The sequence below is a fragment of the Streptomyces europaeiscabiei genome (assembly GCF_001550375.1).
Classification (GTDB): domain Bacteria; phylum Actinomycetota; class Actinomycetes; order Streptomycetales; family Streptomycetaceae; genus Streptomyces; species Streptomyces europaeiscabiei.
Window position 1 is genome coordinate 1 of sequence record NZ_LRTR01000877.1, and the last position, 13738, is coordinate 13738.

The 13738-nt window shown below is 70.4% G+C and carries 14 protein-coding genes and 1 pseudogene; 9 read left to right on the forward strand and 6 right to left on the reverse strand.

Annotation, left to right across the window (positions count from 1 at the left end):
- On the forward strand, positions 1-366 hold a 366-nt coding region (locus tag AWZ10_RS44570; protein WP_244172776.1), incomplete at its 5' end, for an FAD-dependent monooxygenase.
- On the opposite strand, the gene trxA is transcribed toward AWZ10_RS44570, so the two are convergent.
- Positions 360-746: a thioredoxin gene (gene trxA, locus AWZ10_RS44575; protein WP_063769872.1), complete on the reverse strand. Its 387-nt coding sequence runs from the start codon at positions 744-746 to the stop codon at positions 360-362. The genes AWZ10_RS44570 and trxA overlap by 7 nt on opposite strands.
- Before the next feature lie 127 nt (positions 747-873).
- On the opposite strand from trxA, the gene AWZ10_RS44580 reads away from it, so the two are divergent.
- Entirely contained in the window at positions 874-2334 is a 1461-nt protein-coding gene (locus tag AWZ10_RS44580; protein WP_060894048.1) for a dihydrolipoyl dehydrogenase family protein, read from the forward strand.
- Between the two features lie 42 nt (positions 2335-2376).
- On the opposite strand, the gene AWZ10_RS44585 is transcribed toward AWZ10_RS44580, so the two are convergent.
- Positions 2377-3033: a peptide deformylase gene (locus AWZ10_RS44585; protein ID WP_046707190.1), complete on the reverse strand. Its 657-nt coding sequence runs from the start codon at positions 3031-3033 to the stop codon at positions 2377-2379.
- Between the two features lie 183 nt (positions 3034-3216).
- Here AWZ10_RS44585 and AWZ10_RS44590 point away from each other — a divergent pair, with 183 nt between their 5' ends.
- Entirely contained in the window at positions 3217-4626 is a 1410-nt protein-coding gene (locus tag AWZ10_RS44590; RefSeq protein WP_046707191.1) for a PepSY-associated TM helix domain-containing protein, read from the forward strand.
- 169 nt (positions 4627-4795) lie between these two features.
- Positions 4796-4987, forward strand: a pseudogene (locus AWZ10_RS53300) (hypothetical protein); the annotation flags it as partial.
- 187 nt (positions 4988-5174) lie between these two features.
- On the opposite strand, the gene AWZ10_RS44595 reads toward AWZ10_RS53300, so the two are convergent.
- From AWZ10_RS44595 to AWZ10_RS44605, 3 genes are all read right to left on the reverse strand, one after another.
- Positions 5175-5522 (reverse strand): tetratricopeptide repeat protein, encoded by a 348-nt coding sequence (locus tag AWZ10_RS44595; protein ID WP_037698938.1) that lies wholly within the window; start codon positions 5520-5522, stop codon positions 5175-5177.
- A gap of 81 nt (positions 5523-5603) precedes the next feature.
- On the reverse strand, positions 5604-6056 hold the full coding sequence (locus tag AWZ10_RS44600; RefSeq protein WP_060894049.1) for a MarR family winged helix-turn-helix transcriptional regulator: 453 nt from the start codon (positions 6054-6056) through the stop codon (positions 5604-5606).
- Positions 6053-6541 (reverse strand): MarR family winged helix-turn-helix transcriptional regulator, encoded by a 489-nt coding sequence (locus AWZ10_RS44605; protein WP_060894050.1) that lies wholly within the window; start codon positions 6539-6541, stop codon positions 6053-6055. Before AWZ10_RS44605 ends, AWZ10_RS44600 begins: the two co-directional genes overlap by 4 nt.
- 324 nt (positions 6542-6865) lie before the next feature.
- Here AWZ10_RS44605 and AWZ10_RS44610 point away from each other — a divergent pair, with 324 nt between their 5' ends.
- Together AWZ10_RS44610 and AWZ10_RS44620 are read left to right on the forward strand one after the other, a co-directional pair.
- A complete protein-coding gene (locus AWZ10_RS44610; protein WP_060894051.1) occupies positions 6866-7831 on the forward strand; it encodes a pirin family protein in 966 nt (321 codons plus the stop codon).
- Positions 7832-9490: 1659 nt separating this feature from the next.
- Entirely contained in the window at positions 9491-10228 is a 738-nt protein-coding gene (locus tag AWZ10_RS44620) for a flavodoxin family protein (protein ID WP_060894052.1), read from the forward strand.
- Positions 10229-10546: 318 nt separating this feature from the next.
- On the opposite strand, the gene AWZ10_RS44625 is transcribed toward AWZ10_RS44620, so the two are convergent.
- A complete protein-coding gene (locus tag AWZ10_RS44625; RefSeq protein WP_060894053.1) occupies positions 10547-11677 on the reverse strand; it encodes a sulfite oxidase in 1131 nt (376 codons plus the stop codon).
- A gap of 375 nt (positions 11678-12052) precedes the next feature.
- On the opposite strand from AWZ10_RS44625, the gene AWZ10_RS44630 reads away from it, so the two are divergent.
- From AWZ10_RS44630 to AWZ10_RS51265, 3 genes are read left to right on the forward strand one after another with little or no spacing between them, the layout of a single operon-like run.
- On the forward strand, positions 12053-12484 hold the full coding sequence (locus tag AWZ10_RS44630; RefSeq protein ID WP_060894054.1) for an NfeD family protein: 432 nt from the start codon (positions 12053-12055) through the stop codon (positions 12482-12484).
- 4 nt (positions 12485-12488) lie between these two features.
- Entirely contained in the window at positions 12489-13523 is a 1035-nt protein-coding gene (locus AWZ10_RS44635; RefSeq protein ID WP_060894055.1) for an SPFH domain-containing protein, read from the forward strand.
- Positions 13524-13545: 22 nt separating this feature from the next.
- On the forward strand, positions 13546-13689 hold the full coding sequence (locus tag AWZ10_RS51265) for a hypothetical protein (RefSeq protein WP_205576271.1): 144 nt from the start codon (positions 13546-13548) through the stop codon (positions 13687-13689).
- The last annotated feature ends 49 nt before the right edge of the window (positions 13690-13738 follow it).

Below are 13738 nucleotides of genomic sequence, written 5' to 3' on the forward strand. Positions count from 1 at the left end.
GCCACGGGCGCGCCGCTGCTCGCCGGGGACGCCGCCCGCATGGTGCCGCCGGCAGGCGCCGAGGGCCTCCACGACGCGGTGTCCGACGTTCGCGTCCCGGCCCGCGCGTTCATCGACCCGCACGAAAGCGGAACGGCGCAACTCCTCGACCGCTACTCGGAGTTGTGCCTCGACCGGGTCCGGCGACCGGCCCGCTTCTCGTACGACACGACCAGGATGCCGCGCATCCGGCCGGAGAGCGCGCCTTCGGCCACGGTCTCAGGACCGCCCGGCTGCGCCGGATCACTGCGCCCCGGCAGACGGCCGCCGAACCGGCCGCCCCTGCACGGGACTGCCGTCGGCTCGGCGAACCGGCCGGCTCACTGACCGTTCTGCTCGACCTGCGCCTGCTGCTCGGCGACGGCCTTGCGGACCTCGTCCATGTCCAGCCCACGGGCCTGCCCGATGACGTCGGTCAGCGCGGCCTCGGGCAGCGCGCCCGGCTGCGCGAACACGGCGACCTGGTCACGGACGATCATCAGCGTCGGAATCGACTGGATACCGAAGGCCGCGGCCAGCTCCGGCTGCGCCTCGGTGTCCACCTTGCCGAACACCAGGTCGGGGTTGTCGTCCGCCGCCTTCTCGTAGACCGGGGCGAACTGCCGGCACGGCCCGCACCAGGACGCCCAGAAGTCGATCAGGACGAACTCGTTCTCGGTGACCGTCTGGTCGAAGTTCTCCTTGGTGAGCTCCACGGTGCTGCTCATGGCGTGCATCCCTCTTCCCGGTATCGGTGCTCGGCGCGAGCCGCACTGGACAACGCCGCCGCGCTGTGGCGTATTCCGCGCGCGTACCCGTTTGGCCACCGCGCACGCCACCAACCAGACTGACCCCATGACGGATACGGAAAACCCCGAAGGCGCCGCGGGCGACCCGACGCCGACCGAGTACGACGTCGTGGTGCTGGGTGCCGGACCCGTGGGGGAGAACGTCGCCGACCGCACCCGTGCGGCCGGCCTGTCCACCGCGATCGTGGAGAGCGAACTGGTCGGCGGCGAGTGCTCGTACTGGGCGTGCATGCCCAGCAAGGCCCTGCTGCGCCCCGCGATCGCCCGTGCCGACGCGCGCCGCGTACCCGGCCTGCGCCACCTGGTCGACGGCCCGCTGCACACCGTCGAGGTGCTCGCCCACCGCGACTACGAGACCGCCCACTGGAAGGACGACGGCCAGGTCGGCTGGCTGGAGAGCGTCGGGGCGGTCCTCTACCGCGGCCACGCGCGCCTGGCCGGGCCCCGCCGCGTGGTCGTGGACGCCCCCGACGGCGGGCGTCACGTCCTCACCGCCCGGCACGCGGTGGTGGTCTCCACCGGCAGCCGCGCCCTCCTGCCCGACCTGCCGGGACTCGCGCAGGTCAAGCCCTGGACGAGCCGCGAGGCCACCAGCGCGCAGGCGGTCCCCGGCCGGCTGATCGTCGTCGGCGGCGGTGTCGTCGCCGTGGAGATGGCCACCGCCTGGCGGTCCCTCGGCTCCGAGGTCAGCGTCCTCGTCCGGGGCAAGGGCCTGCTGCCCCGCATGGAGCCCTTCGCCGGTGAACTGATCGCCGAGGCGCTCGTCGCGTCGGGCGTGGACGTCCGCACCGGTACGTCGGTGACGGCGGTGTCCCGCGAGAACGGGACCGTGGTGGCCCTCACCGACAGCGGCGACCGTCTGGAGGCCGACGAGATCCTCTTCGCCACCGGCCGCGCCCCGCGCACCGACGACCTCGGTCTCGACACCGTCGGACTGGAATCCGGCTCGTGGCTGCCCGTCGACGACAGCCTCCGGGTGACGGGCAGCGACTGGCTGTACGCGGTCGGGGACGTCAACCACCGGGCGCTGCTCACCCACCAGGGCAAGTACCAGGCCCGGATCGCGGGGGCCGCCATCGCCGCCCGCGCGGCCGGGGTCCCGCTCCTGGAGAGCGATCCCTGGGGCGCCCACGCGGCCACCGCCGACCACGCCGCCGTCCCCCAGGTCGTCTTCACCGACCCCGAGGCCGCCGCCGTGGGCCTTTCCCTCGCCGAGGCGGAACAGGCCGGCCACCGGGTCCGCGCGGTCGACGTCGAGTTCTCCTCCGTCGCGGGGGCGGGTCTGTACGCCGACGGCTACCGGGGCCGGGCCCGTATGGTCGTCGACCTGGACCGCGAGATCCTCCGCGGCGTCACCTTCGTCGGCCCCGCCGTCGGTGAACTCATCCACTCCGCCACCGTCGCCGTCGCCGGAGAGGTCCCGATCAGCCGCCTCTGGCACGCGGTGCCCTCGTACCCGACGATCAGCGAGGTGTGGCTGCGGCTGCTGGAGGCGTACCGGGGCTGAACCGGCCGGTCCGGGCGCTCGGGCTCAGAGCCAGGCGCTCGCTCAGTCGGGCAGCAGGAAGCCCAGCGTCCGGGCGGCGTTGGCCGGAGTCGGATCGTTCCAGCGGTCGGCCATCGCCTGGTTCGAGGAGAGCGAGCGCAGTTCGGCGTGGTCGAGGTAGAGCGTGCCGTTCAGATGGTCCGTCTCGTGCTGGACGATACGGGCGGGCCACCCCGAGAACTCCTCGTCCACCGCCCGCCCCCGCTCGTCGAGCGCCCGTAGCCGCACCTTGGCGTGCCGGGCCACCACGGCCTGCCAGCCGGGCACGCTCAGACAGCCCTCGAAGAACGCGTCACGGTACGACCCGACGGCCTCGTACGCCGGATTGACCAGGACGCGGAACGGCTGCGGAACCCGGCCCCGGGCGAGCCGTACCTCGTCCGGGACCGGCGCGGGGTCCTCGATCACCGCGATGCGCAGGGGCACCCCGACCTGGGGCGCGGCGAGGCCGACGCCGGGAGCCGCGTGCATGGTGGCGCGCAGGGCGGCGACGAAGCGGGCCAGGAGGCCGGGGGCGAGCTGGCCGTCGAAGGGCTCGGCGGTGCGGCGCAGGACCGGATCGCCCGCGGCGACGATCGGCAGCGGCCCCTCGTGGGCGAGGAGCTCCTCGACCCGGTCGCTCAGGGGCTGGTACTCGGTGCGGTCACGTTCGGAAGCCATCGGGCCAGGATGCCAACCGCGGTCGAGCGATGCGAGACGGCTCTCGCGGAGGCACGCCCCCGAGAGGGAGCGGACCATGGGCAGATGGTGTGACCCACCTCACATGAAGTGTCGGGAACTCGAAGCCCCTGCACCCCGACTACTGAACCGCCACGACGTCCCCGTATCCCGGAGCATCCGCCGATGACCATCGCCCCCTCGACCGAGACGGACGAGCCCCAGAAACCCGTCGCCAATCCCGACGGCGCCACGAGGGGCTGGGCCTCGCTCAGGCCGCTCGTGCTGCGGCTGCACTTCTACGCGGGCGTCCTCGTCGCCCCGTTCCTGCTGGTCGCCGCCCTGACCGGCGGGCTGTACGCCGCCTCGTTCTCGATCGAGAAGATCGTCTACGCGGACCAGACGACCGTCGCCAAGGTGGGCGACGAGAAGCTGCCGATCTCCGAGCAGGTGGCCGCCGCCCGCAAGAAACACCCCGAGGGAACCATCTCCGCCGTACGCCCCTCGCCGGAGGACGACGCCACGACCCGGGTGATGCTGACGGGCGTCGAGGGCATCGACGAGGGCAACACGCTCGCGGTGTTCGTCGACCCGTACACGGCTCAGGTGCGCGGCGCCCTGGAGCAGTACGGCTCGACGGGCGCGCTGCCGGTGCGGACCTGGATCGACAAGTTCCACGCCAACCTCCAGCTCGGTGAGCCCGGCCGCCTCTACAGCGAACTCGCCGCGAGCTGGCTGTGGGTCATCTCGGGCGGCGGCCTCGTGCTCTGGTTCGCCCGCCGCCGCGCCCAGCGCAAGGTGCGCGGCACGAGCGGCCGCCGTCGCACTCTGGGCCTGCACGGCACGGTCGGCGTCTGGGCCGCCGCCGGGTTCTTCTTCCTCTCGGCGACGGGTCTGACCTGGTCGACGTACGCCGGCGCCAACATCGAGGTCCTGCGCACCGAGCTCCACCAGGCGACCCCGGCCATCTCGGCCACGGCGGGCGACCACGGGGGCCACGACGACGCCTCGGCGGACGGAGGGGCCGCCACGGAGGGCGACCTGGACAAGATCCTCGCCGCCGCGCGCGCCGAGGGCCTCGGCGACCCGGTGGAGATCGTGCCGCCCGCCGACGCGTCCTCCACGTACGTGGTCAAGCAGGTCCAGCGCAGCTGGCCCACCAAGCAGGACGCGGTGGCCGTGGACCCGGCGACCGCCGAGGTCACCGACACGCTCCGGTTCGCCGACTTCCCGATCCTCGCCAAGCTCTCCCGCTGGGGCATCGACGGCCACACCGGCGTCCTCTTCGGCCTGGCCAACCAGCTCCTCCTGATGGCCCTCGCGGCCTCTCTGGTCGTGCTGATCCTCTGGGGCTACCGCATGTGGTGGCAGCGCGGCCGTGCCTCGTCCTTCGGTCGCCCGATCCCGCGCGGCGCCTGGCAGCACGTGCCGCCCCAGATTCTGGTCCCGGCCCTGGCCCTCATCGCGGTCACCGGCTACTTCGTGCCCCTGCTCGGCATTCCGCTCGCCGTGTTCATCGTGGTGGACGTCGTCCTGGGCGAGCTGGCGCACCGACGCGGCAAGCGGTCGTACGGCGGCCGGGTGGAGGCGAAGTAGGTCGGCGGCCGGGCGGAAGTGGCGCCGGCCTCCTGAGGGAGGCGAAGCGGCGAGAGGGGTGCGTCCCACGGGGCGCACCCCTCTCGCCGCTGCTCCGCCTGCCACAGGCTCGCCGCTGCTCCGCCCGCTACCGGACATCATTCGTAGTGTTCCGGCCTTCGGGCCGGAGGTGAAGCGAATCTCGTGGTCGCGACGCGGAGCGTCGCGGTGTCGTTCCGGCGGAGCCGGACCCTGCTCGTGCGCCTCACGCATTTCGCTGTCCTGTCCGACGGCACGAAGATCGACTCTCCGCGCTTGCTGCGGCGCGCGGAGAAGAAGCCGAACCCAAACCGCTGAACGTCCGGAATGGACCTGTGCCGCCTGCGGTACCGTCCTCGACCGGGACCACAATGCCGCGATCAACGTGACGACGGCCGCTGGGCTGGCGGTATCGGCCTGCGGAGCGCCGGTAGGACCAGGAGCGATCCCGGCACAGCGCGAGGACACAGGAAGCCACGGTTACCAGTCAAGGAAGGCCGGAATCCTCGCCCTTCAGGGCGAGGAGCATGTCAAAGCCGCTCGAAGTCGCCCGCGAGTGCCGAGGCGATCCGCAGGTGGGACTCCGCCTCGTCGTGCCGGGCCTGGCGTTCGAGCGTGCGGCCCAGCATCAGCCGGGCGTAATGCTCCACCGGGTCTCGCTCGACGAGGACGCGCAACTCGGCCTCGGCGCGGCGCAGTTGAGCCGAGTGGTAGTAGGCGCGGGCCAGCAGCAGCCGTGGGCCGGTCTGCTCCGGGACCTCCTCGACCAGGGGTCCGAGGACGCGCGCGGCGGCGGCGTAGTCCCTGGCGTCGAAGAACATCCGGGCGCGCTCCCAGCGCTCGGCGGGTGTTCCGTGGTCGTAGTACGTCGTGTCCACTGGTGGACCTCCTTCGACGGCCCACAACCCGTACTGGCTGTTGAATATTCCACCACTCTGCTTCTTCTGCTTCTACGGCTTCTACGGCTTCAGGGCGGCCAGCTCCGCGTTGGCCCGCTCGGTGATGAGGGTCAGCACACGACCGGCCGCCACCAGATCCTCGGCGGGGATCCCGGCGTAGATCCGGGCGGTGACGGGCGCGGTCTCGGCGGCGGACCTGGTGAAGGACTCCCGTCCGGCGTCCGTGATCCTGAGTCGGGCCGGCGCTCCCGGGTCCGGCTCCACCAGCTCCGCGGAGACCAACTCCTCGACGACGGTTCGTATGTCCGCCGGCTCGACCTTGAGGGACTCGACGACCTGATCCACGAGTCCGGCGCGGTCGACGGGTCCGTCGGCGACCGCGACGGCCCGCAGGGTCACCGACTGCTGGAACGTCAGGTCGTAGCCGGTCAGCACTTTCTCCAGGATCGCGCGGCCGGCGTAGTGGGCGAGGGCGATGACCCGGGGGTCGACCGCGGGTGCGAGGGTCGTCATGGCTGCTCCTTCTCGTGTGTGTGCTCGGTGGAAGGGGTGAGCGGTACGTCGAGCAAGGTGGTCAGCTCGCGGGTGAACTGCTCGGTGCGGGCGCCGTCGAGGCCGCCGAGCGGTTCCAGCAGCTGTCGCAGCAGCCCCTGGACGACTTCGATCGCCCGCCGGGTCACGTCGCGCCCCTGCTCGGTGAGTGCCAACCGCACGGCGCGGGGGTCACGGGGGTCGCGGGCGCGTTCCAGAAGCCCGGCGGTCTCCAGGGCGCGGGCCAGTTTGGAGACGTACAGGGCCTCCAGGCCGGTGTGGTCCGCGAGTTGACGCTGACTCGGCTGCTGTCCGGCCCGGTGCATGCCGTACAGCGACGCGACCAGCGCGTACTGCGCGTGCGTCAGCCCCAACGGAGCGACCGCGCGGTCCACCGCGACCCGCCACTTCATGGACAGCCGCCAGACGAGAAAACCGGGCGTCGCGCCCTCGAAAGCCGAACTCATGCAGATACGGTACATGGCTACTATGGCCATGGCTACTGTTCTGCTGGGGCGCCGGGATCGCGCGGATCGGGAGATCAGGCGATGGCGAGACGAGGGGGGAAGCGATGAGTGACGGAACGAAGAAGCGGCGGAGCGATAGGGCGACGGGGGCAGGTGAAGGTGGGCCGGGTGGGTGCCGCGAGGCGCATGGGTCGTACGGGTGTGCCGTACGGGTGTGTGTCACCTGTCCTCGGTGACCGGCTCCGCGCCGGTTCCGAGTCAAGTGCCCCGGGGCGGGTGGAGGATGGCTGACGGCGGGAGCCGGACGGGTCTAGGTTGTGCAGCATGAGCAATCTTGATCGCGAGGCGGTGCCGGCGGTGTGCGGCGGCCGGGGCTTCGTGGTGGCCGAACCGGTTCGTGAACTTCTCAGCCCTCGCCGGGTGAAGCTCGGCGAGTCCACCGAGGTGCGGCGTCTGCTGCCCAACCTGGGCCGCCGCATGGTGGGCGCCTGGGCCTTCGTCGATCACTACGGCCCCGACGACATCGCCGACGAGCCGGGCATGCAGGTGCCGCCGCACCCGCACATGGGCCTGCAGACGGTCAGCTGGCTGCACCAGGGCGAGGTACTGCACCGCGACTCCACGGGCAGCCTCCAGACGATCCGCCCCCGCGAGCTGGGCCTGATGACCTCCGGGCGGGCCATCAGCCACTCGGAGGAGAGCCCGAAGTCGCACGCCCCCCTCCTGCACGGCGCCCAGCTCTGGGTGGCCCTGCCGGACAGCCACCGGCACACCGACCCGCGCTTCGAGCACCACGCCGACCTGCCCGTCGTCACGGCCGCCGGCCTGAGCGCCACCCTGATTCTCGGCTCCCTGGACGGCACGACGTCCCCCGGCACGACCTTCACACCGATCGTCGGCGCCGACCTCGCCCTGGCCTCCGGCGCGGACCTGCGCCTACCCCTCGAACCCGACTTCGAATACGCCGTCCTCGCCATGTCCGGCGAGGCCCACGTCGACGGCGTCCCCGTCCTCCCCGGCTCCATGCTCTACCTCGGCTGCGGCCGCACCGAACTCCCCCTCCGCGCCGACTCGGACGCCTCCCTCATGCTCCTCGGCGGCGAGCCGTTCGAGGAGGAGCTGATCATGTTCTGGAACTGGATCGGACGGTCGCAGGAGGAGATCGTACAAGCCCGTCGGGACTGGATGGAAGGGGCAAGATTCGGGGAGGTGAAGGGGTACAACGGGGATCCGCTGCCGGCCCCCGAACTGCCGGCGACGCCTCTGAAGCCGCGGGGAAGGGCCCGTTGACCTGGGGAAATTGCTGACATGTTGGTGATGGGTGGGTGAGCTGTCCTGTGGTGCTACCTCCCGCGCTTCGACCGATTACGGGAGGGTGGCAGCGCTGGCCGCAGGCCCGCAGTGGAGGGCTGGGCGAGCCCACGGTCTGGCCGTGTGTGGGCAGCTGTGGCAGGACTCTTGCTCACTCAATGCTAACTTTTCTGATGCTGCGTCAGGTGTCGCCGTCTCTCGTTGCCGCCGCTTCGTGGCGCGCAGCGGTCTCTACTGGTTCGGAACGGCGGCGGCCGAGTGCTGACCTGGCGGGCGGTTGAGCCGTGCCTCGGCGAGAATGTTCGGCTTCACCCCGTCGTTTTGTGGAAGATCGACAAGTGGCGGCTGGCCGTGGTGATGAGCGCCCTGGTCTTGCTCCGCTGAGGGCGATGGCGTTTCAGGGGGAGTCAGCAAGTTCTTCGTCTGTTGGTGGTACACGCTTCGCGCAGTTCTGACCAGCTGAAACAGCTCGGGTCAGCGGACTCTTCGGCGTGCTGGCCCACGTGTGGTCCGGATCTTGGTCTGCCATCCGTGTCGCCTCCGTCTTGGACGGGCTGGATAGCTGGTACGTCGCCCGGAACCAATCCCGCAAGCAGGGGAAGCGTGAGGCAGCGAGCTTCTGCTGTTCGCCTTCGTAGGGATCACCCTTGCAGGGGCGGGCACCGTTCGATCGCGGCGGCGGAGTGTGAGGATCACCCTCTGCGGATGCGAGGAGCACACGTTCGACAGCAGTGAGGTCAGAACGAAGACTGAATAATTCCCGCAGGTGCGGGGAGCGCAGTCGCATCCGAGCTCACGCGAGTCCGGCAGCATGCGGCAGTCTGACGGGCAACTGCCCCATATCGATGAGGTGTTGGCGACGCCGGACATAGATCGTCTGGTCGCTGATGCCGAGGCGTTGGACGACCTTCCTTCCGGCCGGATGCGACGAGATCGAGGACCTTACGGCGGAACTCGGGCGGATAGCTGCGGGGCATCATGGCCTCCGAAGACTGCTGGATCGTCAACTGTTCAGCAACCCGACTCCATCAGAACCGGGGTATACCACCTCCATCAGGCCCGGAGCGGTTCAGCCACGCGGATCTGGCTCGAAGGCGTAGGTGACGTGCATGGGCATCGGGCCGGCCACGAGATCATGTCCAGCAGGCGGGGCGGCTCGTTCGCGGCCACGCGAAGGACGTAGTCGATGCGCCGGCCGAGGAAGTACGCCGTCCGGGTGACCTCGGCGCCCACACCGAAGCCGCCCCCGTCCGCCTCCCGGGTCAGCTCCGCGACGCGGATGCCCTGCGTCCTCCCCCATGGCCCTGAACGGGCATGGGAGGTGCCCCCAGGCGTCGTGGCGCCAGTCCATGGCGTACTCGGCCACGCGTTCGGGCGGGAGCGGGATCACGCGCTCCGCGGACACATCGATCGTCATGGCGCTGCCGTCTTGTCCTCGGCTGGCCGGCCGGGATCCGGGGCCCGGCCGGTGCCTCCAGGATCCGGGAGGCGGGAGGCCGACGCACGACGAGCGGTCGGGCACCCCTCTGGACCCCACCCTGTGCCGGTGCGTCGTAACGGGACAGCGCGCGATTTCCGCGAGACGCTGCCGCAGGCACCACCCCTCGCCTCTGTCCGCTCACTTCCCCGGAGTCCGCCATGGCAGCACCACCGGCCCCGTCCCCGGAGGACGGTTACCGCTTCGACGACCTGCGCGCGCTCTTCATCAACTGCACGCTCAAACCGTCCCCCCAACTCAGCCACACCCAGGGGCTCCTCGACAAAAGCCGGGCGATCATGGACACGCAGGGGGTGACCACGGACGAGATCCGTGCTGTCGACCACGACATCGCCCCCGGCGTGTACCCGGACATGACGGAGCACGGCTTCGCCACGGACGCCTGGCCGGCGCTGTACGAGCGGGTGATGGCGGCGGACATCCTGGTGCTGGCCGGGCCCATCTGGCTGGGCGACAACAGCTCCGTCACCAAGCAGGTCATCGAGCGCCTGTACAGCTGCTCCGGCCTGCTCAACCCTCAGGGACAGTACGCCTACTACGGGCGGGTCGGAGGGTGTCTGATCACCGGCAACGAGGACGGCGTCAAGCACTGCGCGATGAACGTCCTCTACAGTCTGCAGCACCTCGGCTACACCATCCCACCGCAGGCGGACGCCGGTTGGATCGGCGCCGCGGGTCCCGGCCCCTCCTACCTGGACCCCGGTTCGGGTGGCCCGGAGAACGACTTCACCAACCGCAACACCAGCTTCATGACCTGGAACCTGATGCATCTGGCGGCCATGCTCAAACGGGCCGGAGGTGTTCCGGCCCACGGCAACCAGCGCACGGAGTGGGATGCCGGCTGCCGGCCGGGGGCGGACAACCCGGAGCACCGTTGAGCGGGAGGGCAGGAGGCGAGCCGGGATGGGGCGCGTGCGAAAGGCATTGACCGCCGAGGTCCGGGCCGCCCTCGACCGGCACCATCGGCACCATCGGCACCACCGGCAGCTGCGGGAGGCGCTGCGCACGGCATTCGTCGCCGCCGAGGCCAAGGGGCAGCGTAAACCCGAAACCATGCGGGGCGGTGGCCGATCTTCTGGCCCTGCTCGCCTACGGGGTGAATCTGCGCTCCCGTGCGGGCGCCGAGGCCGGGAACCTGACGGGGACCGTGACCGCGGCCCATGAGCGCTGGGGGGGGGCGTAGCTGGGCCGTGCGGTCATGCCGTAGCAGGGGGATCGGGGCAGAAGACCGACACCCGCTGGACAAGGTTGCTGGCGAACCCGCCCAGGTTCCAGGGCTGTTCCAGTGGCTGGGTGTTCCCCGCCTCGTCGTGGGCACGGGCGCTCAGGACATGGTCGCCGGGGGCGGCGGACCACATGGAGGACCATCGGCGCCAGGTCCACCGGTGTCCCTGATCCGGTTCGAGTCGGGCTCTGTGCCATGTCAGGCCGCCGTCCGTGCTCACCTCCACCGATGTCACCGGGGCGCGTCCCGACCAGGCCCGTCCCTCCAGCAGGACCGGGCCCGGCGCCACCACCCGCGTTCGGGACATGAAGTCGGGAAAGCCCGGCGGGATCAGCAGCGCTCTGGGAGCGATGCGGGTGACCGGCTCACCCGCCTCCTCGGGTACCCGTCTGATCCGGTAGGCCACGGATTGCTGGAAGCCGGTGAACGGTGTGTCGACGACCGTGATGTCCCGCAGCCACTTCACCTGGGCCATCCCGTACCAGCCGGGCACCACGAGGCGCAGTGGGCTGCCGTGTTGGGGCGGCAGAGGTGCTCCGTTCATCGCGTAGGCCACCAGGACCTCCGGGTCGTCGCCCGTGGCGACGTCGAGGGGAAGGCCGCGCTGGTAGTCCTGCTCGACACCGCGCTCCACGCCGTGGTCCGCCCCGGTGAACACGACGTCGACCGCGCCGGACTCGACCCCGGCCTCGCCGAGGAGCAGACCCAGGGGCACTCCCGTCCATTCAGCCGTGCCGACCGCCTCGACCAGCCACGGCTGGCTCACCGGCCGTGGCGACAGCAGAGCCCTGCCGTTGCCCGCGCACTCCATCGTCACGCGCGTAGTGACCGCGGGGTAGGCGCGCACCTGGGCGGGGGAGAGGCTGAGCGCGCGCCGTACGCGACCGCTCACCGTCAGCCGCCAGGCGGCTTCGTCCGGTACGTGGGGGATGTCGTAGTGCGTCAGCACGTAGTGCAGGCCGGGCGGGGTGACGTCGTGGCGCATGGCCTCCAGCGGCAGGCCGTGATTGCGGGCGGCCAGCGCCAGTTCGTCCTGCCCCAAGCCCTCGCCCGGCGAGGCCAGCCGGGCGGGACGGCTCACGTCGGCGAGTCGACGCCTCATACCCTGATTTTCCTCTTCCCTTGCCGGCTGCGCATCGGCAGCCCAGGGGCGCGGGGCGGTTTCCGCCGCTCCACCGAAGGCCGGCGTCGCCCGTGTGTGGTCATCCGCCGTATGAAGCCGCTCGGCTTTCACCCTCGACGAGATGCGCGCCCTGCTCGCACGCCGCATGGCCCGCGCTGTGGAGTTAGCGGATCTCCCCCTATGGGTAAAATCGCCGTAAAGGTCTGGAGTGGCTTTTTCGGGGCGCACATCGCACCAGTACCTATCCGATCGTTCGGCAGGGTTTCCTCTCCCAGGGGTATCGCGACTGTTCCGTATCGGGGTCCAATAGAGAGTCAGGCCCTTCGCGTCCGCACCGGTCAGAAGAGGCACGCAATGGATCCATGGCTGATCTGGTTGATCATCGCAGGCGTGTTGGCTGTGGCGGAGATCTTCACCCTTACCGCTGCGCTCGGAATGCTGAGTGCGGGCGCGTTGGTCACGGCAGGGTCCGCCGCGGTCGGGGTGCCATTGCCGTGGCAATTCTTGGTGTTCACCGTCGTCGCTACCGTCACCGTGCTTTTCGTGCGCCCCATTGCGCTGCGCCACGTCCTCCAGCCCCAAGCGGAGCGGTTCGGCGTAGACGCGCTGGTCGGCAAGGGTGCGTATGTCGTCTCGGAGGTGACGGGCCGGGGCGGCAGGGTCCGTATCGACGGTGAGGAGTGGACGGCCCGCGCCTACGACGAGACGCTGGTGATTCCTGCTGGAAAGACCGTCGACATCATGGAGATCAGCGGCGCCACCGCGGTCGTCTACCCCCGGGACTGAAGCCATGGAAACCTCGGCGTTCCTCATTGCCGGCCTGATCGTCGCGCTGATCGCGGTTTTCACCGTGGTGCGGGCGGTCCGTATCGTGCCCCAGGCGCGCGCTCGTAATGTCGAGCGGCTCGGCCGCTACCACCGGACCCTGAATCCCGGCCTCAGCCTCGTCATCCCTTACATCGACCGCGTTCACCCGGTGATCGATCTGCGCGAGCAGGTCGTTTCCTTCAAACCGCAGCCGGTGATCACCGAGGACAATCTGGTCGTCGAGATCGACACCGTGCTGTACTTCCAGGTCACCGACCCACGAGCGGCTTTCTACGAGATCGCGAACTTCCTTCAGGCGGTCGAACAGCTCACCGTCACCACCTTGCGGAACGTCGTGGGCTCCATGGACCTGGAAAAGACGCTCACCTCACGGGACACCATCAACAGCCAGCTCCGCGGTGTGCTGGACGAGGCCACCGGAAAGTGGGGGCTGAGGGTCAACCGGGTGGAGATCAAGGCCATCGACCCTCCACAGTCCATCAAGGACGCGATGCAGAAGCAGATGCGGGCCGAGCGGGACAAGCGGGCCGCGATTCTCGGCGCCGAGGGGCAGCGCCAGTCGCAGATCCTTACCGCCGAAGGCGACAAACAGGCCGCAGTCCTGCGCGCGGAGGGCAACCGTACCGCTGCGATCCTCCAGGCCGAGGGCCAGTCCCGGGCCATCGACGAGGTCTTCCAGGCCGTACACCGCAACGACCCCGACCCCAAGCTGCTCGCCTACCAGTACCTCCAGACGCTGCCCCTACTCGCGCAGGGCTCGGGCAACAACTTCTGGGTCATCCCCAGCGAGATCACCTCCGCACTCCAAAGCATGTCCCGCGCCTTCACCGAGGTCCTGCCGCAGTCGCCCGCCACCCGCGAGAGGCCCCCGGACGACATGGTTGCCCAGGCCGCCAACGACAAGGCTCAGGCGGAAGAAGCCGCTGCCGCGGCCCTCGCCGACGCAGCCAAGGCCGAGGCCGACACCCCCGGCCTCCCGTCTCCCCCGCCTCGCTGACGGCGGGCGGAACATAGCCGGTGTGCACTGGCGTACCGACTTCACGGAGGCGCTGCGGCTTGGTGAGGAGATCGCCATCGGCGTGCTGCGCGAGGCGAAGGAAGTCACCCTGGAGGACGCGGTGTTTACCCTCAGCCGGTTCGACGGCACGACCATCGCCGTCTGACGCCTCGGTCATCTCGCCGGCTCGGCTCGTCGGGTGTTCGCGGCACGGG